Raw genomic sequence first — 17698 nt, 5'->3', positions numbered from 1 at the left:
ATGGATATTGAGGTGCAATTGCAACAGGTTTTTGACCTTCCCCCTGCTCAGGTTAGGGAGATAAGCCAATATTTTGTTGAGGAGACTGTTGGTAAAGGGGAGTTCTTTTTGGCAAGTGGACAACGAGCCGACCGCTTGAGTTTTATTGCTTCCGGGATATTTAGGGTATTTGCCCAGACTGAAAGTAAAGAAGTGACACAGTGGATCGGTGGCGAAGGATACTTTATTACAGATCTGTCTTCTTTTTTGTTTGATAACTCCAGCCGTTGGCAGATTCAGGCATTGACAGATGCAAAGATATTGTCATTATACAGGAGTGACTATCAGCGTTTCGAATCCTTGCTCCCGCAATGGAATGTAGTGGAGAAACGTTTTATAGCGAAATGTTTTATGGTGTTGGAAAGCCGGGTATTCGATTTTATATCGTTGTCGGCAGAAGAACGCTATCTACAGTATTTTGAACAGCATAAGGCTTTTTTTAACCAGGTGCCCTTGCAGTTTATAGCTTCTGTCTTGGGAATGACACCAGAAACCCTTAGCCGTATACGAAGTAAGGTAGGAGGCTGAGGAACCTACAACGGAAATTTATCTTCTTGATAAATGTCAAGGGCGTTGTTTCTGAACGGAGATAACTTTGTGTTATGAAACGGAAGATAGAAACAACAATTCTCATTGATGCGCCCATCGCGGCGGTCTGGTCGGTGCTGATCGATTTTACAAGCTACCCTGTCTGGAGTCCTACTATACAGAATTTTGACGGTATACCTAAGGTTGGACAACGTACTAAAGTGTTGTTACAGCAGCCCGGTGGTATGCGGATAACGATGAATCCTGTTTTCCTAAAACTGGAGACAAACAGGGAAATCCGCTGGAAGGGAAGGCTCTGGATAGATGGAATCTTTGATGGGGAGCATTATTTTATAGTAGAGCCTGTAGCTAATGGGCAGACCCGGCTTATCCAGGGGGAATTGTTTTCCGGGATATTGATTCCTTTTTTGAAGAAGATGATTGATGTAGATACAAAAAATGGCTTTGTGCTTTTTAATGCTGCACTGAAAGCCGAGGTGGAAGGAAGGCACTAATGGGCCGGAGCCAAGACCTGGATTATAGGTATTGCTCCAGGTCTCCTTTTCCTTCACGGACGACTTCAAATTCACCCTCGGTGACATCGACTACAGTAGAAGCGACATTGTCTCCATATCCACCATCGATGACGAGGTCGACGAGTTCTTGGTACTTTTCGTAGATTAACTCGGGGTCAGTAGAGTACTCGATAATATCATCTTCGTCGTGAATGGACGCTGTCACGATGGGATTGCCCAATTGTTTGACAATTTCACGTACAATATTATTGTCCGGAACACGGATACCTACTGTTTTCTTTTTCGAGCTTAATAGCTTAGGAACCTGCCCGCTGGCATTAAAGATAAAGGTAAACGGACCAGGTAGTGCTTTCTTCAAAACACGGAAAACAGTTGTGTCGAAGGGTTTGGTGTATTGTGAGATATCAGTAAGGTCGTAACAGATAAAAGAGAGGTTTGCTTTATCTGTTTTCAGTCCCCGTATCTGACATACCCGTTCTATTGCTTTCTGATTGGTGATGTCACAACCGATACCATATACGGTGTCGGTGGGATAGATGATAACTCCACCCTTGCGTAATATCTCTACCGCTTGGTCAATGTATTTTTCGTTTGGCTTGTCGTTATATATTTTTAGTAGCATGTCGATTGTTATTTGGTATGGTCTTACTTCCTCTTAAAAGAACAACAGCCAAAATGTTTTGTTTTGGCTGTTGTTCTTTATATTAAAACTCTGCGTTGTTTGGCGTCCTTGGGAAAGGAATGACATCTCTGATATTGGTCATGCCTGTAGTAAATAATACCAAACGCTCGAAGCCTACACCAAATCCGGAGTGAGGGACACTACCAAAGCGGCGTGTGTCTAAGAACCACTCCATTTCTGAAGCTTCAATACCTACCTCGGCCATGCGCGTCAAAAGTTTCTGTAAGTCTTCTTCACGTTGTGAGCCTCCAACCATTTCGCCAATACCTGGGAAAAGGATGTCCATAGCACGTACTGTATGGCGACCTTCCGCATCGGGCTGGTTTTGTTTCATATAGAACGATTTAATCTCACGTGGGTAGTCTGTAAGGATGACAGGCTTCTTGAAGTGTTTTTCGACTAAATAGCGCTCGTGCTCTGACTGTAAGTCAGCTCCCCAACCTTCGATAAGGTATTTGAATTGTTTTTTCTGGTTGGGCTTGCTACGCAACAAAATATCGATAGCCTCTGTATAGGTCAAACGTTCGAAGTTGTTTTCCAATACAAAGTTCAATTTTTCAACAAGATTAAGTTCTGAACGCTCAGCTTGTGGTTTCGATTTCTCTTCTTCCAACAATCTGTTTTTCAAGAATTCAATTTCTTCAGGGCATTGCTCTAGCGCATACTTGATGACATATTTCAGTAGGTCTTCGGCCAAATCCATGTTGTCCTCCAATTCATAGAATGCCATCTCCGGCTCAATCATCCAGAACTCGGCCAAGTGACGGGTCGTGTTGGAGTTTTCGGCACGGAAAGTAGGTCCAAAAGTATAGATGTTGCTAAAAGCTAAAGCCGCAAGTTCGCCTTCTAGCTGTCCGGAAACGGTTAAATTTGTCGCTTTACCAAAAAAGTCTTCCTTGAAATCTACTTTTCCATCTTCAGTCAAAGGTGGATTGATAGGGTCTAGCGTAGTAACTCTAAACATCTCTCCAGCGCCCTCGGCATCAGAACCTGTGATGATAGGCGAGTGGAAATAGAGGAAGTCGCGTTCTTGAAAGAACTTGTGAATAGCGAATGATAAGGCATTGCGTACCTTGAATATCGCATTGAATGTACCCGTACGTACCCGCAAGTGTGCAATTTCACGAAGAAATTCCAAACTGTGTTTTTTGGGCTGTAAAGGATACTTTTCTGGATCGGAGTCACCGATAATAGAAACCTCTGTTGCTTTTACCTCTACACGTTGACCTTTTCCTTGCGACTCGATTAAATTACCTTTTACACGAACGGCAGCACCCGTAGTGATTCTTTTTAGAATCGCATCAGGCGTGTTTTCAAAATCAACTACGGCTTGGATATTATTGATGGAAGAACCGTCATTGATAGCTATAAATTGGTTATTACGAAATGTTCTAACCCAGCCTTTTACGATAACTTCTTTTCCAAAATCTTCCGATTGTAATAATTCTTTAATTCGTGTATGTTCCATTTTTAGTTAAGGGAATTTTTTCTTTTTCTAATACTACAAAAATACGCTATATTATTTGCTAATCGTCAACAAAAGCACAAAATGTTATTCATTTTGATACTTATTTAACGCAGATTCTGTATGAACTGCGGGATTTTTGCCAAATAATCTGCCTCATCCAATAGTTTGACAAATGCAGTGCCTACTATAGCGCCATTGGCATAGGTGGTCGCTTTACGAAATGTCTCTTGATTGGAGATGCCAAATCCAATGATAAAGGGATTGTCAAGATCCATATCCTTGATTCGTTTGAAGTAGGCCTCAGCTTGGTCTTTTACTTCCAGATTTTTACCGGTAGTGGCATTAGAAGAGAGCAGATAGATAAAGCTACTCGATAGCTTGTCGATCTTGCGTATCCGTTCTTCTGAGGTCTGTGGGGTTACCAGGAAAATATTGCTGATACCGTTTTCCTCGAAAATATGTTGATAGAGTTCTTCGTACTCATACATCGGTAAGTCTGGAATAATGGTTCCATTGACACCCACTTCTTTGCAGGCTTTACAGAAATTCTCTACCCCAAAACGAATTACCGGATTGACATAGCCCATTAGAAATACGGGAATAGAGACGTGTTTGCGGAGGTCTTTGAGCTGTTCGAATAGAACGTGAAGGGTCATTCCATTTTTGAGTGCCTCTTCAGAACTACGCTGTATGGTAGGTCCATCAGCAACAGGATCTGAATAGGGAAAGCCAATTTCTAAGAAATCAGCGCCAGCTTCTTCCAATGCCTTGGCAATGGTAACCGTACTGTCCAAAGTCGGATAGCCCGCTGTAAAATATATGGACAATAGTCCGTTTGCGTGTTTGTTGAGTTGCATGTTATGTTTTGTTAACAGGTTATCAAGTGATCTTGTTATCGAGGAGTGTTCGGAACTTGTTAACTCGATAACTTGTTCACTGGATAACTAATACTATAGATTAAAATACTTCATATAGTTGTCCAGGTCTTTGTCGCCACGACCAGATAGACAGACTACAACGACTTCGTCCCCTTTGAATGTCATCTTTTCGAGGTGTGCCAATGCATGTGAACTTTCGATGGCAGGTATGATCCCTTCGAGCTGTGTCAGGCGTAAGCCGGCCTGCATAGCTTCGTCGTCGGTCGCTGATACGTACTCGCCACGGCCAGATTGGAATAACCAAGCATGCTGGGGACCTATACCTGGGTAATCTAACCCTGCGGAGATGGAATAAGGCTCGATAACCTGTCCATCTTCGGTCTGCATCAAGATAGAACGGCTGCCGTGCAGTACGCCTTCCTTGCCTAATACTGTTGTGGCTGCTGTCTCGCCGGAGTCAACACCATGTCCAGCCGCTTCTACAGCGATAAGGCGTACGTCATCATCTACGAAATTGTAGAACATACCGGCCGCGTTGGAGCCTCCACCTACACAGGCCATCGCAATATCGGGTGTCTCTTTTCCTGTTTTTTCTAACAATTGTATTTTGGTCTCAGCGGATATGATAGACTGGAAGCGTGCAACCATGTCGGGGTAGGGATGTGGCCCTACTACCGACCCGATGATGTAATGGGTGTCCAATGGGTTGTTTATCCAATCGCGCAATGCTTCATTGGTCGCATCTTTAAGTGTTTTGCTGCCAGATGTCGCAGGTACGACAGTAGCTCCCATCATCTTCATACGGGCCACATTGGGGGCTTGACGCTCGATATCTATCTCGCCCATGTATACCACACACTCTAGGCCTTTTAAGGCACATACGGTAGCTGTAGCAACTCCATGCTGCCCAGCCCCAGTCTCTGCAATAATTCTTTTCTTGCCCAAGCGCTCGGCCAATAATATCTGACCTATGGTGTTATTGATTTTATGTGCACCGGTATGGTTCAGATCTTCTCTTTTCAAAAATATGGTAGCTCCATAACGCTCGGATAGTCGCTTGGCATGGTATAACGGTGAAGGACGGCCTACGTAATCCTTGAGTAGCTGGTCAAATTCAGCGCGGAACGAAGGGTCATTCATGATTTCTAAATATTGCTGTTCTAATTGCTCAACGTTAGGAAACAGCATCTCCGGAATATAAGCGCCACCAAATGGTCCGTAATATCCTCTATTGTCTACCTGATACTTGCTCATGTTGTATGATTGATAATGCTTGTGTTAATGCGTGTATATTCTTTACAGCAGGTTGCTCTTCAAATCTTGAATTTAAATCTAAAGCGTAAAGCCGGCTGTCATTTATGTTAAATGCGTCTTTTATATTGTCTAGGCCTAAGCCACCACTTAGGAAATAAGGTGTGGCATAGGGATAATGTGCTAATTCTGACCAAGAGAATGATTGGCCTGTACCACCATGTTGTGTACTTTTGGTGTCGAACAGAAAGAAATCTACATCATCGAGGTAGCTCTCTAAAGAGGTCCAGTCAAACGTTTCATCGATTCCAAAGGCTTTGATTATGGTGAGCCCTTCTGCTTTTAACGTAGCGCACAGTGTTGCAGGTTCGCTACCGTGCAACTGTATGGCCTGGAGCTGGTAAGATTTGACTTTGTCCATTATACCTGTGAATGTCTCATTGACAAATACTCCGACTTTTTCAATGCCGTCTGGGACAATGGGAGGGATGCCTTCTTGTACAAAACGTGGGGATTTGGAATAAAAGATAAAGCCAATATAAGCAATCGGTAACTCGATAAGCTGCTTTATATTTTCTGCATCCCGCATGCCACAAACCTTTATTTTAATGTTGTTCATGTTTGTTCTTTTGTTATCATGTGATCTAGTTATCCAGTTATCTAGTGTCTTGTTAACTTGTTAACTCGTTCACTTGTTAACACATTCACTTAATTTCCTACTAACTTCTTCAGACTATTCAATGCTTTTAATCCCATTAATGACTCTTCAGCTTCGTAATAACAGTCGCCGAAGCTTTTTTCAGGATGGAATGTCTTTATGGCAAAAGCCGCATTAGTCAGCACGACATTGTTTTGAGTACGGTTACCTTCACCTTGGATGATGTTTTTGAAAATAGTTGACGCTTCTTCTACGGTGTCTCCTCCTGCCAATTCTTCTGCTGTCACAGGTTCAAAACCTAGTTCTTCGACGGTGTAGTAATGCTCGCCGGTATTGTTTATCAGTTTGAAATCACCTGTTAAAGATATCTCATCGTAGCCATCCAGTGCGTGGATAATGCTGTATTGTTTGTCTGTATTTTGACTGAGATAGGTATATAGACGGGCTAGCTCTAGACTAAATACACCTACAGATTGATACTTTGGATTTGCTGGATTGGTCAGTGGCCCTAGCATGTTGAAGAATGTTTTGACCCCTAATGCTTTGCGGATTGGGGCAACTGTTTTCATCGCCGGATGGAATAAAGGGGCGTGGAGAAAACAGATGTTTGCTTCGTCCAATTGACGCTGTAGGCTGTCTTTGTCATTGGTAAACTGATATCCTAGGTGCTCCATGATATTGGAAGAGCCACAGCCCGAGGAAACGCCGACATTCCCGTGCTTGGCGACATGATATCCTGCTCCTGCAACGATGAAAGACGCTAATGTCGAAATATTAAAGGTATTCTTACCATCCCCGCCTGTACCACACATATCAATAAGGTCGTAGCCCTGGAAGTCTACTTTCAGACAGAGGTCATACATGGCATCACGAAAGCCCATCAGTTCCTCGACACGAATACTACGCATGCCGTAGGTGGTCATAAAAGCCGCAATCTGATGACTGTCGTACTTTCCTGTAGCAATGTGGGTCAGGATATCATAAGCCTCTTGCCGGCTGAATGATTTGTATTCGAATAGGTGAGTTAATATCTCTTTCATTTGTTAAGGTAAAAAGTCAAAAATTGTAGTTGAAAAAAAAGCACAAAAAAAAGGCTCGCCGATATGGCAAGCCTCACTATTCTTTGATTGTATCAAATTTAAGCAATAGACGTCTGCCACAACATTAACTGTCGTGCCACCACCATGCGTTATTGATTACAAAAATGTTCATTTCTTAGTCGTTACGTACAAATATCAAATAAGTTTTTAAAAATGTCAAGTTTTTTTTGAAATTTTAATAAAGTACAAAATGTGCAAGGTTGTTGCCCTTAGAGACTAATGTAAAAGAGCCGATTTTGCCATTCTCCAGATACACCGCCAGCATTTGCCGTTTGCGGTAGTGCAGAAAATACATATTGTCGGTATCTAACCCTTCGGGGTCAATATCCCGAATTTCTTTTTTAGGCATTTTGCTATACGGTATATAGTCGATTTCTTCTAAGTTCTTTGTCATGAGGTTGATTCGCACCTCCTCTAGCGAAACTTCCAGGTAATCGTAGATTTCGTCTGATGGATTTTCGACAATCAGGTATTGGCTCAGTATAATGTCTACAGCCTTGTTCTCATTGGCGAGATCCCGTATAAAAGATTGAATGTACCTAATATCCTTATTATAATCTTTAGGGATGGACTCCTGAGCGCGTAAGCTAGTGGATAGAATAAGCAATAAGAAACTAATTAATACTTTCATCTGTATTTAATTTTTAATGACCATCAACTTATAGAAAAGGTTGCTAAGAAGATGAATAGGAGGATAAAATAAAAATCGCACTTAGAAAAGTGCGATTTTTATAATGGATTAATACTCGTCTTCATTGAAAAAGAAATCATCTTTTGTAGGATAATCCGGCCAAATCTCTTCAATGTTTTCATAAGGTTCGCCATCATCTTCCAAAGCTTGAAGATTCTCGATTACTTCTACTGGAGCACCAGAACGAATTGCGTAATCAATTAATTCATCTTTAGTTGCAGGCCATGGCGCATCTTCTAAGTGTGATGCTAATTCTAGAGTCCAATACATAGTATTACAATTTAAGTTCTACTTTTTCCGCAAAAATAGTATTATATTTTAAAAAAGCAAGTTAATTGTATATTAAATGCTTTTGTGTTTGTTATTTTGCTGATTGATAGTTATATCTGTTTTTTGTGTTTCTGTTTTTTTGACATTTTGCCGACTATCGTTGACGTTGTCCCAATGAGATTTCATGCGGTTGTAGACGAGTTTCTGTATGTCGTCGGGCTGTATGTCTTCTGATAGCTGGTTGGGGTTCATCTGTGGGAGGATAGGAGAGAGAACAAGGATTCGAATGATACCAGGTCTAGAACCAAATGTATCACCGCTGTCAAATAAGATCTGCCATGCATTCTGTATGACAACAGGAAGTATCTGGATCTGGTTGTCTATAGCAAGCTTAAATGAGCCTGATTTAAACTCATGAAGCCGAGGTGGGTATTCGTCATCGATTTTCCCTTCTGGAAAGATTACGACGGATTTTCCCTCTTTTACTAAACTGTCAGCTTTTTTGAACGCTCTGAATGCGGATATTTTGCTCTTTCGGTCCACGGTAATATCTATGGTTTTGAAGAAAATCCGTGTTACAGGGTTGCGTAATAACTCTACCTTGCCCATAAAGGAAAACGGCTGTGGGCACATAAAGATGATCGCGGTAATATCTAAAATCGAGGTATGGTTGGGGCAGATAATATAAGGGACAGACCAGTCGATTTCGGATTCAAATTCTACCTTAAAAAAGATACCTGAAAAAGTGGAAGCTAATAGCGCTATGGCGCGCCTTACTCGGGCAATAGCTGCATAGTTTTTTTCAGGACGGCGGGTCAATAGATATAAGAACGGGAATAATAGAATGAAAAAGGTTAATAGACAAAGGAAATACCATAGTCTGTGTATCTTTCTAAGGAGTTGCACCATACGATTTACATTAATGAAAATCGAATTTAAAAAGAAAAAAGGATACCTCGGTATCCTTTTTTAGAAAGTTCTATTTTATGCTGAATCCATATTTCATGTAGATTTTCTGGGCAGTTTCGGTTTCCATAAATCGTAGAAAGTCGTCAGCAGCCTTTGGATGAGGGGCTTTCTTTAGCTTTGCCGCCATATAGGTAGCAGTGGTATTGAGATTATCAGGTATTTCTATACCATCTACAGGGTGTCCTTTTAGTTTTTGATAGACCACTTCTGAAGTCCATACAGGGGCAACATCTGCATCGCCATATAGGATGCGCATAGGGCTCTCGCGGTGGTGTATCTTGGTGAGATAGGTGAGGCCTGTTGCTACTTTATCTTTCATTATTTTGTCCAGTAGGGCATCACCTCCGGCTTTCTTATAGGAAGCCTGTATTTGTTCGCCTATACCTTCCCAAAGTGGGTTGGGCATAGCGATGCGTACATGGTCCTGACTAAGGTCATTGAGTGATGTGATTTTTGCAGGATTGTCTTTGGGTACCATAAGGCAGATGTTGTTGTAGCAATAAATCTGGGTATGGCTGAAATAGTCCTTCATCTCTTCAATAGTGCGCTTGCCGGCGGTGTAGACGTCGGGCTGATGGTCAATACGAAGATTGCCAAGTGTCAATGATCCTCCTTTTATCTGTTTGGCCAATATCCCGGGAGGTAATGTCTCGACAAATATGCGTTGGTACTGTGGATATTCTTTTTTAAATGCGGCCAAAAGGTCATCTACAACCATAAATTGATTGCCCGCAAAGAATATGGTAAGCTGTGGATTTACAATGTCACCATAAAGGTCGGGTACATTGTTGATGCCAGGTACGGTGAAATGTACGGCCGATTCAGGAGGTGTATTCCAAGGTGGATCAAATCGGTGGTCTTGTGCCTTCGCTACGGTAGCCATGGCCAAGAAAAGATAGATCAGTAGGTTCTTACAATTCATATGTGTATAATTTTTTATCTGTCCTCCGCCAGCTGGCGGACTCGTGTTTGTAATTCGCTAACGAGTATTTCATAGTATTGATGTTTTATGGTTTTACAATAATCCAACCTTCACTGGCTCGTAAGATGAGCTCGCCATTGCCACTAGGGACATAAGCAAGAAAATCATAGAGTTCGCTTTTAGCGATCTTTCTTTCCTCCAGTGTATTGAGGCACTGTACGACATGGACACCTTTTTCGATAAGGTCCCTTAATGGAGCCTCATACTGGCTATTCGATTTTTTGAAAGCCTCTGTTCCGCCGGAGAAAGCAATCAGTTCGATTTCTAGTTTTCCTTGCAAACGGGGATCTTTCAGGGCGTTGTTGATATTCCGGAAAGCTTTGGCAATTGTCTTGGGATCGTCGCTATCTAGCTGATAGATTGCTTTATAACTTTTCTTTTTAGCTACTGCGCCCTGGAATGTTTTGTTTTTTGTGATAAGTGCATTCTCTTGAGCGTAAGTCTGTCCCTGAAAAGCTATCGTAAATAGGATTAAGCAGGCTGTAATGATGCTGTTGTTCATATGGATGTTATTGTTTTTAAAAATTAAATGGTCCGTATTTATGTTGTTCTGCACTGATATGATCCGAATAAGGAGGGTAAGCACAGTCTTTTGGTTTTTTTGCGAGATTAGGATAATCCTTGTCTTTGTCTGCTTTCTTGGGTCTATCGAAGGAATTGATATAAGCTGCTACATCATAGGCTTCAGCGTCGCTCAGTAGTGGCTCTTCGTAGGTTGCACCTAGTGGCATATTGCCCTTTATAAAGCGAGCTGCAGTAAGCATACGTGCCATGCCTGCACCATCGTTGTAGCTGTCTGGGCCCCATAACGGTGGGTATAGATAACCTCCGGCATTTGGATTTTTCTGCCCTTGTCCGTGCTCACCGTGGCAGCTCAGGCATTTATTGGTATAGATTAACTGACCTTGCTTGAGATCTGCGGCGCGGTCTGGAAGTTCTAACTTGACAAAACCTTGGCCTTCTAAGCGTTTGTCATTGCGGGTTCGGGCGCTGACCTGTTTGATATAGGTGATGATAGCACGCATCTCTTTGCCATTTTCGGCAATTGCCCGGCCATTCATACTGCGTTCGAAGCAACCGTTGATACGTTCTTCTAATGACTCTATTTTGTCTTCGCGTCCGATATACATCGGAAAAACTTGATGTAGGCCTACGTATGGAGCGGCAAAGGCTTTTGTGCCTCCATTGAGGTGACAATTGCTACAGGCTAGATTGTTGCCGATTTTTTTGCCGTCTTCGTAGAAGTAATCGTATGTGTTTTTTATTAATTTCTCGCCATAGCTAGCCAGCTGACCTTCGTTATCGTCTTTAAAAGTAACAGGGATATAGTCTGCTACATGATTGATGATGCTGTCATTTTGTGCTTCTGCAGCGGAGACTGTATTGGCTGAGGTACCCTGTTGGTAAGCAAATAGGAAAAGAAATACGCATAGTACTAAAGAGAGTAAGGCTATCCCGCCGAGTGCTTTTACATAATTGGTTAGTTTTTTATACTCCATTTTTTAGAATAATTGTTTGTACAAATAAACTTGCTTTTGAATTATTCAAAAAGAAAGGAAATATTATAAGGCATAACCAAAAGTTATTTGCAAAAGTTAATTACCTCATACAGAATTGTAAAAATTGATTAGGTATACCCGTAAGACCTCCGTATACATGGGTGAAATGGAAATAACGTTCGATCTGTAAGTCAGGTATATCCAGTATAGTCAATCTGTTTTCTAAGATTTCTTTTTGGATAGAATGAATGGAGAGGAAAGCGAAGCAATCGCGTTCTTGAATATAACGCTTTATACTCTCCGTCGAAGCCAATACCATTTCGATATGGAGTTTGGAAAAATCAATACCGAGGCATCTCACTTTATTTTCGATAACGGAACGTGTGCCGGAGCCTAATTCGCGCACCACCAATGGGAGTCTGTAGAGGTCTAGGACATCCGGTTTTTTGAGCTGTTTCAGTAGTGCGTTTTGACTATTGGTTACTAATACGAGTTCATCTTTCATGAAAGGGATATATTTCAGTGCCCGATTGTCTGTAGCCCCTTCGGTGATGCCAAGATCGATTTTGTTTTCAATGAGTAGTTCTTCAATAGCGCGACTATTGTATTGAGAGACTTCAATATGGCTATTGGGGTGTTCGTTTAGGAATTTGGCTAATAGTGAGGGAATGATGTACTGGGATATGGTGGTACTAGCCCCCAGTATCAGGTGTCCCTTCATGTTGGACTGTAGATCGAATATTTCTTGATCTGCTTTGTTGTACAGTTGTATGATCTGTGCAGCATAACGAAATAAGATTTCTCCTGCTTTCGTCAAGATTAGGTTGTTGCCCTTGCGCTCAAAAAGGGAAACACCGAGTTTCTTTTCTAGTTCGATAATGTTTTTGCTGACTGCGGGTTGAGATATGTAGAGCACTGCTGCTGTTTTGGTAAAATTGAGTTGCTGAGCCGCAGTATGAAAGACCTTAAGTCGAAAATCAAAATCCATAGAAAAAGGGTTATTTTTTTAAAAATAACCCTTTTATTTTTTTATACCGAATTACTTGCTTAATTCAGCGTAATATTTGTGAAACAAAGGAATTGTTTCGATACCTTTTAAGTAGTTTTCGATACCGTATTTTTCGTTTGGAGAGTGTAAGTTGTCACTGTCTAATCCGAATCCTAACAATACCGTTTTGATACCTAATTCTTTTTCGAAAAGAGCAACGATTGGAATCGAACCACCACCGCGCGTAGGAATAGGTTTTTTGTTGAATGTTACTTCTAACGCTTTTTCAGCAGCTTTATAAGCGATGCTATCTGTTGGAGTTACTACAGGCTCGCCACCGTGGTGTGGTTTTACCTCAACTTTTACAGATTTTGGAGCGATAGCTTCAAAGTGGTCTTTGAATAGCTTTGTAACTCTATCTGAGTTTTGGTTAGGAACCAAACGCATCGAGATTTTAGCATAGGCTTTAGAAGGTAATACTGTTTTTGCTCCTTCGCCAATATAACCACCCCAGATACCGTTTACTTCAAGTGTAGGACGGATACCTGTATGCTCGATAGCAGTATAGCCATTCTCTCCCCACAATTCGCTCACGCCTAGGTCTGTTTTGTATTCCTCAACGTCAAACGGTGCTTCGTTCAATGCTTTACGCTCTTCTGCTGTCAATTCTAAGACATCATCGTAAAAACCAGGAATAGTGATATGGTTGTTCTCATCATGTAGAGAAGCAATCATTTTGGATAAAATAGTTGCAGGGTTTGCTACTGCTCCACCGTATACCCCGGAGTGTAAGTCACGGTTTGGTCCAGTTACTTCAACCTCAACGTAAGAAAGACCACGTAATCCTGTCTCTATCGATGGGTTTTCTAGGCTAATCATAGAGGTGTCAGAGATAACAATAACGTCTGCTTTTAAACGCTCTTTGTTAGCTGCAACGAAGATGCCTAGATTCTCAGAACCTACTTCTTCTTCACCCTCAATCATAAACTTGATGTTACATGCCAATTGGTTATTTGTAACCATGTATTCGAATGCTTTTACGTGCATGTAGAACTGACCTTTGTCATCTGCCGCACCACGAGCATAGATTTTTCCATCACGGACTGTAGGTTCGAATGGAGGAGTATCCCAAAGCTCTAAAGGATCCGCAGGTTGTACGTCATAGTGACCATATACTAACACTGTTGGTAAAGATGGGTCAAATATTTTTTCACCATATACAATGGGATATCCAGCTGTAGGGCATATTTCTACATTTTCAGCGCCAGCATCCTGAAGTTTTTTAGCCACGAATTCTGCGGTATTCAATACACCCTCTTTGTATTGAGGGTCAGCACTTACGGAAGGGAAGCGCAATAATTCAAATAGTTCGTTTAAGAAGCGTTCTTTATTAGCTTCTACATAATCTTTGATGTTTTGCATGTCAAAAAATGATTTACTACAAAGGTAAGTATTTTGAAACGGTATTCCTGCTTTTTTGGAAGGCTCTTTAAACGGTAATAAAAAGGTGACTTTTTCTACCTTTTTAGTGAAAAAGTGTAACATTTTCCATTTTTGTGCAACTAATACTGAAAAATAGTTGACAGTTAGTTTTATTAGATCCTTTTATGAGAAGTATACTTCTTTGTTTTATGTTCATGTCCGGGTTGTATTTTAAAGGATATTCCCAAAATGTAGTTACAGGTAAGGTCGTCGATGCGACAGATAAGAAAAGCCTAGAGAATGCAACTATTATGTTGCTGAAAACGCAAGATTCCACATTGGTCGACTATGGACGGGCGGATGTTGGGGGTAAGTTCCAACTGAAAAGACCCGCAAGTGGTTCGTACCTAGTTATTGTTTCCTATCCAAAGTATGCCGATTTCTATGAGACGGTAACGGGTGGGACCGCAAGTTCGAACCTCGGTGAGTTGGGGTTGACAAGTGTTGCTCACCTGATTGAAGAGGTTGTAGTAAAGCGAAGAGCCGCTATAACGATCAAAGGGGATACGACAGAATACGATGCATCCCAGTTCAAGATGGAGGCAAATGCGAAAGTAGAAGACCTTTTTAAGGCACTGCCTGGTATTACAGTAGACGCTTCGGGCAAGATTACAGCCCAGGGTAAGACGGTCAAAAAGGTTCTCGTGGATGGAGAGGAGTTTTTTGGTAATGATCCAACACTGGTAACCCGCAATCTCCGTTCGGATATGGTGGACAAAGTGCAGGTCTACGAGAAAAAATCTGATCGGACAGAGCGCACTGGTGTAGATGATGGGGTGCGCGAGCAGACTATCAATGTAAAACTGAAAGACGGTGCCAAAAATGGCTTCTTTGGAAAGGCCTTGGCCGGTGGTGGTACGGATAAGTACTATATGGGGCAACTGATGTTCAATAAATTCAAAGGCCCTCAAAAAATATCGGTGTATGGTTTGCTGGGAAATAATGGGACTACCACGATGAATTGGGAAGATGCACAGAAGTTTGGGGTAGAGGTCGATGCTTCTTTTGAAGGCGGAGTGATGAAAGTGAATGATCCATTTTCTGGAGAGGGAGTGACTGGGATACCACGTGTGATAAATACAGGAGTGAACTTTACGGATAGATGGAAGGGCGATAGATACCGTCTGAATCTAAACTATAAGTATGGAAAGATTGCCGTCGATGGAGAGGAAAATACGATAATGTCCGGTATCATCAATAGTGAGACTACGAAGAAAGTCGACACGGATAATGATCAACATCGTATCAACCTGCGTTTGGAAACAAAGATCGATTCACTGAACGAGATATTAATTACGGGATCGGCTAGCCGGAAGAAGTTGTGGAGTAATACAATCACGAATTCTAAAAACTATGCGGACACTGTTACGAAGAACTATAGTGAAGAAGATATAGACAATAAAGTCAACAGTTATGACTTCGATGTCTTATACACTAAGAAGTTCCTGAAAAAAGGACGGGTGTTCTCTTTGAATGCAGTAGGTAGTAAGAGTGAAACTGTTGGAACAGGTACCTTATTTTCAGAATTGAGTAAGGAGCCTGGAGGGAAACTGCCGACTACAGACCAATTCAAAAACACGAAACAGGATTTAAATAAAGTAGAGGGGAGGGTTACCTATACAGAGCCTCTTACATCGGAATTGAACCTATCGGTGGCTTATGGTATCGTCAGCGTGAAGAATGCTTCGCTATTGGAGTCTCTTAACAAGGGGACTAGTGGGAAATATGATGTTCTGGATCCGAAGTATAGTAGTAGTTATGACTTTAATAGATTGAGTAATAATTACGATGTCTCTGTGGCTTACCAGGGAGAGAAGTGGGAGGCTAATCTAACAAATACGTTTAATGACGACCGATTGAAACAAATCAATAATTATGACAATAGGTCGCTGAATAGGAATTTCTTTACCTATAACCCTAGATTGACAACGACCTATAAGTTCTCTGTGGCTAAAGCGTTGCGATTGTCGTATTCAGGACAAAACCAACTGCCATCTCTCAATCAGATACAGCCGATTATGAATAACTCGGACCAATTGAACATCTATAATGGTAACGAGGACTTGAATCCGGCTTTTACGAATACATTTGAAGGGTTTTATCATAGTTTTAATCTATTGTCAAATCAATTCAGGTATTTGGGCGGTACTGTTACGTTGACGAAAGATCCAATCACACAGAATATCACGACCAATAATGGTGTCAATTATTATCGTTGGGATAATATGAATGGTAAGCAGGATTTTTCTGCGTCGATGTATGGTGGCTATCACTTTAGATTGAACAAGGCATTGATGTTGGAGAATTCAGTTAGCTTGGTTTTGGGAGTCAATAGAAATAATAACTTCTTTAATAGTGAAGCGAATCTGGTGAAATCGCAGAACTATACGCTAAGCTATGAGATAAAAAGGGAGACAAAGACAGGCTTGAATTTCGTGACGAAACTAAGTCCTCAGTATAGACAGATGACATCCAACTTGAGTCCTGAACGGGATAATAGCGGTTTTGTATTTGCCATATCTGGAGGTATTGAGTATTTCTTGTCAAGCTCATTCAAAATATATACTAATTATGACTATTCGTACGAGGCACCTACGGACGCATTTGACCAGAAGTTGGAAAGGTTTTTGGTGCACCCAGGAGTCAGTAAGAAGTTCTTTAAGAATGAATCGCTTATGTTGGATTTTACAATCAATGACGTGTTTAATCAGAACTTAGGTTACTCTAGAACCCAATCAAATTCCGTGTTTACACAAAGACGCTTTGATACAATAAGACGGTACTACATGTTGAAGTTGTCGTGGGATTTTAATAAAATGTTTGTGAAATAATGATTAGTATGAAGAATATAATGATGCTGTTAACTCTTTTTGTATTGGGGCATACAGCGACAGCGCAGTTTGCCATGTTTGGAAAATCAGGAGTGGTGACTTATGATAAAACCATGTACATTAAGAACATCATGCGTAAGCAGTACCTAGAGAAATCGGATGATCGCTCTAGAGCTCAGTTTGAGTCGATGATACCCAGTGCCCCTGAGAATCTCGTGTTGAAAAAGACCTTGAAGTTTAATGGGGATGAGACTTTGTTCGAACCTGTTAAACAGGATCTGGATGCGGAAATCAAGCAGTTTATTATGATGCTGGCTTTGGATTTTGACGCGAGTACCCTGTCAGACTTGAAAACTAAAGAATACAAGCGTTATAATGATATCATAGGGCAAAAAATAATTGTAGAAGACACGGTCAAGGCGATTGATTGGAAGATTACGGATGAGTATCGTGAGATCGCTGGATATAACTGCCGACGTGCCAATGGTTTTACACCTGATTCGACATATGTGATCGGTTATTATAGCAATGAGCTTTTGACCAATGGAGGTCCAGAATCTATTAGCGGTCTACCAGGGCTGATCTTAGGTTTGGTAGTGCCCAGTCAACATGTCTCTTACTTTGCGACTAAAGTAGACGTTACGGATAATTTAGTGTTGGATAAGAAGCTGTTTAATAATGCGAAGGCAAAGCGGATGAATAGGGCTGAAATCGCTAAAATGATGACCGATACTTTCGGTAGCTTTCTAAATAAAGCGACGGTAGATTATGTAATCAAGTTGGCACTGATGTAGCGATAGTCTAGTGTTTAGGTATAAAAAATCCCGTTCTGAGTTGTTCAGAACG

General features: G+C 41.3%; 18 protein-coding genes. 4 read left to right on the top strand and 14 right to left on the bottom strand.

Annotated features, from left to right (window positions below):
• Complete coding sequence (locus JKG64_RS15940) at window positions 1-567, top strand: Crp/Fnr family transcriptional regulator (protein ID WP_210355293.1); 567 nt, start codon at window positions 1-3, stop codon at window positions 565-567.
• A 74-nt stretch (window positions 568-641) separates the two neighbouring features.
• Window positions 642-1082: an SRPBCC domain-containing protein gene (locus tag JKG64_RS15935; RefSeq protein ID WP_210355292.1), complete on the top strand. Its 441-nt coding sequence runs from the start codon at window positions 642-644 to the stop codon at window positions 1080-1082.
• A 22-nt stretch (window positions 1083-1104) separates the two neighbouring features.
• Here the strand turns inward: JKG64_RS15935 and JKG64_RS15930 are convergent, their stop codons facing one another.
• From JKG64_RS15930 to JKG64_RS15865, 14 genes are all read right to left on the bottom strand, one after another.
• Window positions 1105-1725: an L-threonylcarbamoyladenylate synthase gene (locus JKG64_RS15930; protein ID WP_210355291.1), complete on the bottom strand. Its 621-nt coding sequence runs from the start codon at window positions 1723-1725 to the stop codon at window positions 1105-1107.
• Window positions 1726-1807: 82 nt separating this feature from the next.
• Window positions 1808-3253: an asparagine--tRNA ligase gene (gene asnS, locus JKG64_RS15925; protein ID WP_210355290.1), complete on the bottom strand. Its 1446-nt coding sequence runs from the start codon at window positions 3251-3253 to the stop codon at window positions 1808-1810.
• A gap of 104 nt (window positions 3254-3357) precedes the next feature.
• The gene (gene trpA / locus JKG64_RS15920) at window positions 3358-4110 is read right to left on the bottom strand and encodes a tryptophan synthase subunit alpha (protein ID WP_210355289.1); all 753 of its coding nucleotides are present in this window, start codon (window positions 4108-4110) and stop codon (window positions 3358-3360) included.
• 93 nt (window positions 4111-4203) lie between these two features.
• On the bottom strand, window positions 4204-5385 hold the full coding sequence (trpB, locus tag JKG64_RS15915; RefSeq protein WP_210355288.1) for a tryptophan synthase subunit beta: 1182 nt from the start codon (window positions 5383-5385) through the stop codon (window positions 4204-4206).
• The gene (locus JKG64_RS15910) at window positions 5360-6001 is read right to left on the bottom strand and encodes a phosphoribosylanthranilate isomerase (RefSeq protein ID WP_210355287.1); all 642 of its coding nucleotides are present in this window, start codon (window positions 5999-6001) and stop codon (window positions 5360-5362) included. Before JKG64_RS15910 ends, trpB begins: the two co-directional genes overlap by 26 nt.
• Window positions 6002-6090: 89 nt before the next feature.
• On the bottom strand, window positions 6091-7080 hold the full coding sequence (gene trpD / locus JKG64_RS15905) for an anthranilate phosphoribosyltransferase (RefSeq protein ID WP_210355286.1): 990 nt from the start codon (window positions 7078-7080) through the stop codon (window positions 6091-6093).
• Between the two features lie 235 nt (window positions 7081-7315).
• Entirely contained in the window at window positions 7316-7771 is a 456-nt protein-coding gene (locus tag JKG64_RS15900; RefSeq protein ID WP_210355285.1) for a hypothetical protein, read from the bottom strand.
• A 108-nt stretch (window positions 7772-7879) separates the two neighbouring features.
• On the bottom strand, window positions 7880-8101 hold the full coding sequence (locus JKG64_RS15895) for a DUF2795 domain-containing protein (RefSeq protein WP_002996718.1): 222 nt from the start codon (window positions 8099-8101) through the stop codon (window positions 7880-7882).
• A 72-nt stretch (window positions 8102-8173) separates the two neighbouring features.
• Window positions 8174-9010 carry a lysophospholipid acyltransferase family protein gene (locus JKG64_RS15890; RefSeq protein WP_210355284.1) on the bottom strand — a complete coding sequence of 279 codons (837 nt, stop codon included), beginning with the start codon at window positions 9008-9010 and terminating at the stop codon, window positions 8174-8176.
• A gap of 70 nt (window positions 9011-9080) precedes the next feature.
• Window positions 9081-9992, bottom strand: coding sequence for a molybdate ABC transporter substrate-binding protein (locus tag JKG64_RS15885; protein WP_210355283.1), 912 nt, complete (start codon window positions 9990-9992; stop codon window positions 9081-9083).
• An 85-nt stretch (window positions 9993-10077) separates the two neighbouring features.
• The gene (locus JKG64_RS15880) at window positions 10078-10554 is read right to left on the bottom strand and encodes a DsrE family protein (protein ID WP_210355282.1); all 477 of its coding nucleotides are present in this window, start codon (window positions 10552-10554) and stop codon (window positions 10078-10080) included.
• A 16-nt stretch (window positions 10555-10570) separates the two neighbouring features.
• Window positions 10571-11551: a c-type cytochrome gene (locus JKG64_RS15875; RefSeq protein WP_210355281.1), complete on the bottom strand. Its 981-nt coding sequence runs from the start codon at window positions 11549-11551 to the stop codon at window positions 10571-10573.
• 100 nt (window positions 11552-11651) lie between these two features.
• Complete coding sequence (locus JKG64_RS15870; RefSeq protein ID WP_210355280.1) at window positions 11652-12539, bottom strand: LysR family transcriptional regulator; 888 nt, start codon at window positions 12537-12539, stop codon at window positions 11652-11654.
• A gap of 51 nt (window positions 12540-12590) precedes the next feature.
• Window positions 12591-13961: a dipeptidase gene (locus JKG64_RS15865; protein WP_210355279.1), complete on the bottom strand. Its 1371-nt coding sequence runs from the start codon at window positions 13959-13961 to the stop codon at window positions 12591-12593.
• A gap of 185 nt (window positions 13962-14146) precedes the next feature.
• Here JKG64_RS15865 and JKG64_RS15860 point away from each other — a divergent pair, with 185 nt between their 5' ends.
• Both JKG64_RS15860 and JKG64_RS15855 read left to right on the top strand, forming a co-directional pair.
• The gene (locus JKG64_RS15860) at window positions 14147-16852 is read left to right on the top strand and encodes an outer membrane beta-barrel protein (RefSeq protein WP_210355278.1); all 2706 of its coding nucleotides are present in this window, start codon (window positions 14147-14149) and stop codon (window positions 16850-16852) included.
• Window positions 16853-16860: 8 nt separating this feature from the next.
• Entirely contained in the window at window positions 16861-17646 is a 786-nt protein-coding gene (locus JKG64_RS15855; protein ID WP_210355277.1) for a GLPGLI family protein, read from the top strand.
• Window positions 17647-17698 lie beyond the last annotated feature (52 nt).

It is taken from the genome of Sphingobacterium tabacisoli (assembly GCF_017908035.1).
Lineage (GTDB): Bacteria > Bacteroidota > Bacteroidia > Sphingobacteriales > Sphingobacteriaceae > Sphingobacterium > Sphingobacterium tabacisoli.
This window is presented reverse-complemented; position numbering and strand designations above follow the sequence as displayed.

Bases quoted from the DNA above. Each gene is read 5' to 3' on its own strand.
- JKG64_RS15940 (WP_210355293.1), top strand. From the start codon at position 1: ATGGATATTGAGGTGCAATTGCAACAGGTTTTTGACCTTCCCCCTGCT.
- JKG64_RS15935 (WP_210355292.1), top strand. From the start codon at position 642: ATGAAACGGAAGATAGAAACAACAATTCTCATTGATGCGCCCATCGCG.
- JKG64_RS15930 (WP_210355291.1), bottom strand. From the start codon at position 1,725: ATGCTACTAAAAATATATAACGACAAGCCAAACGAAAAATACATTGAC.
- asnS (WP_210355290.1), bottom strand. From the start codon at position 3,253: ATGGAACATACACGAATTAAAGAATTATTACAATCGGAAGATTTTGGA.
- trpA (WP_210355289.1), bottom strand. From the start codon at position 4,110: ATGCAACTCAACAAACACGCAAACGGACTATTGTCCATATATTTTACA.
- trpB (WP_210355288.1), bottom strand. From the start codon at position 5,385: ATGAGCAAGTATCAGGTAGACAATAGAGGATATTACGGACCATTTGGT.
- JKG64_RS15910 (WP_210355287.1), bottom strand. From the start codon at position 6,001: ATGAACAACATTAAAATAAAGGTTTGTGGCATGCGGGATGCAGAAAAT.
- trpD (WP_210355286.1), bottom strand. From the start codon at position 7,080: ATGAAAGAGATATTAACTCACCTATTCGAATACAAATCATTCAGCCGG.
- JKG64_RS15900 (WP_210355285.1), bottom strand. From the start codon at position 7,771: ATGAAAGTATTAATTAGTTTCTTATTGCTTATTCTATCCACTAGCTTA.
- JKG64_RS15895 (WP_002996718.1), bottom strand. From the start codon at position 8,101: ATGTATTGGACTCTAGAATTAGCATCACACTTAGAAGATGCGCCATGG.
- JKG64_RS15890 (WP_210355284.1), bottom strand. From the start codon at position 9,010: ATGGTGCAACTCCTTAGAAAGATACACAGACTATGGTATTTCCTTTGT.
- JKG64_RS15885 (WP_210355283.1), bottom strand. From the start codon at position 9,992: ATGAATTGTAAGAACCTACTGATCTATCTTTTCTTGGCCATGGCTACC.
- JKG64_RS15880 (WP_210355282.1), bottom strand. From the start codon at position 10,554: ATGAACAACAGCATCATTACAGCCTGCTTAATCCTATTTACGATAGCT.
- JKG64_RS15875 (WP_210355281.1), bottom strand. From the start codon at position 11,551: ATGGAGTATAAAAAACTAACCAATTATGTAAAAGCACTCGGCGGGATA.
- JKG64_RS15870 (WP_210355280.1), bottom strand. From the start codon at position 12,539: ATGGATTTTGATTTTCGACTTAAGGTCTTTCATACTGCGGCTCAGCAA.
- JKG64_RS15865 (WP_210355279.1), bottom strand. From the start codon at position 13,961: ATGCAAAACATCAAAGATTATGTAGAAGCTAATAAAGAACGCTTCTTA.
- JKG64_RS15860 (WP_210355278.1), top strand. From the start codon at position 14,147: ATGAGAAGTATACTTCTTTGTTTTATGTTCATGTCCGGGTTGTATTTT.
- JKG64_RS15855 (WP_210355277.1), top strand. From the start codon at position 16,861: ATGAAGAATATAATGATGCTGTTAACTCTTTTTGTATTGGGGCATACA.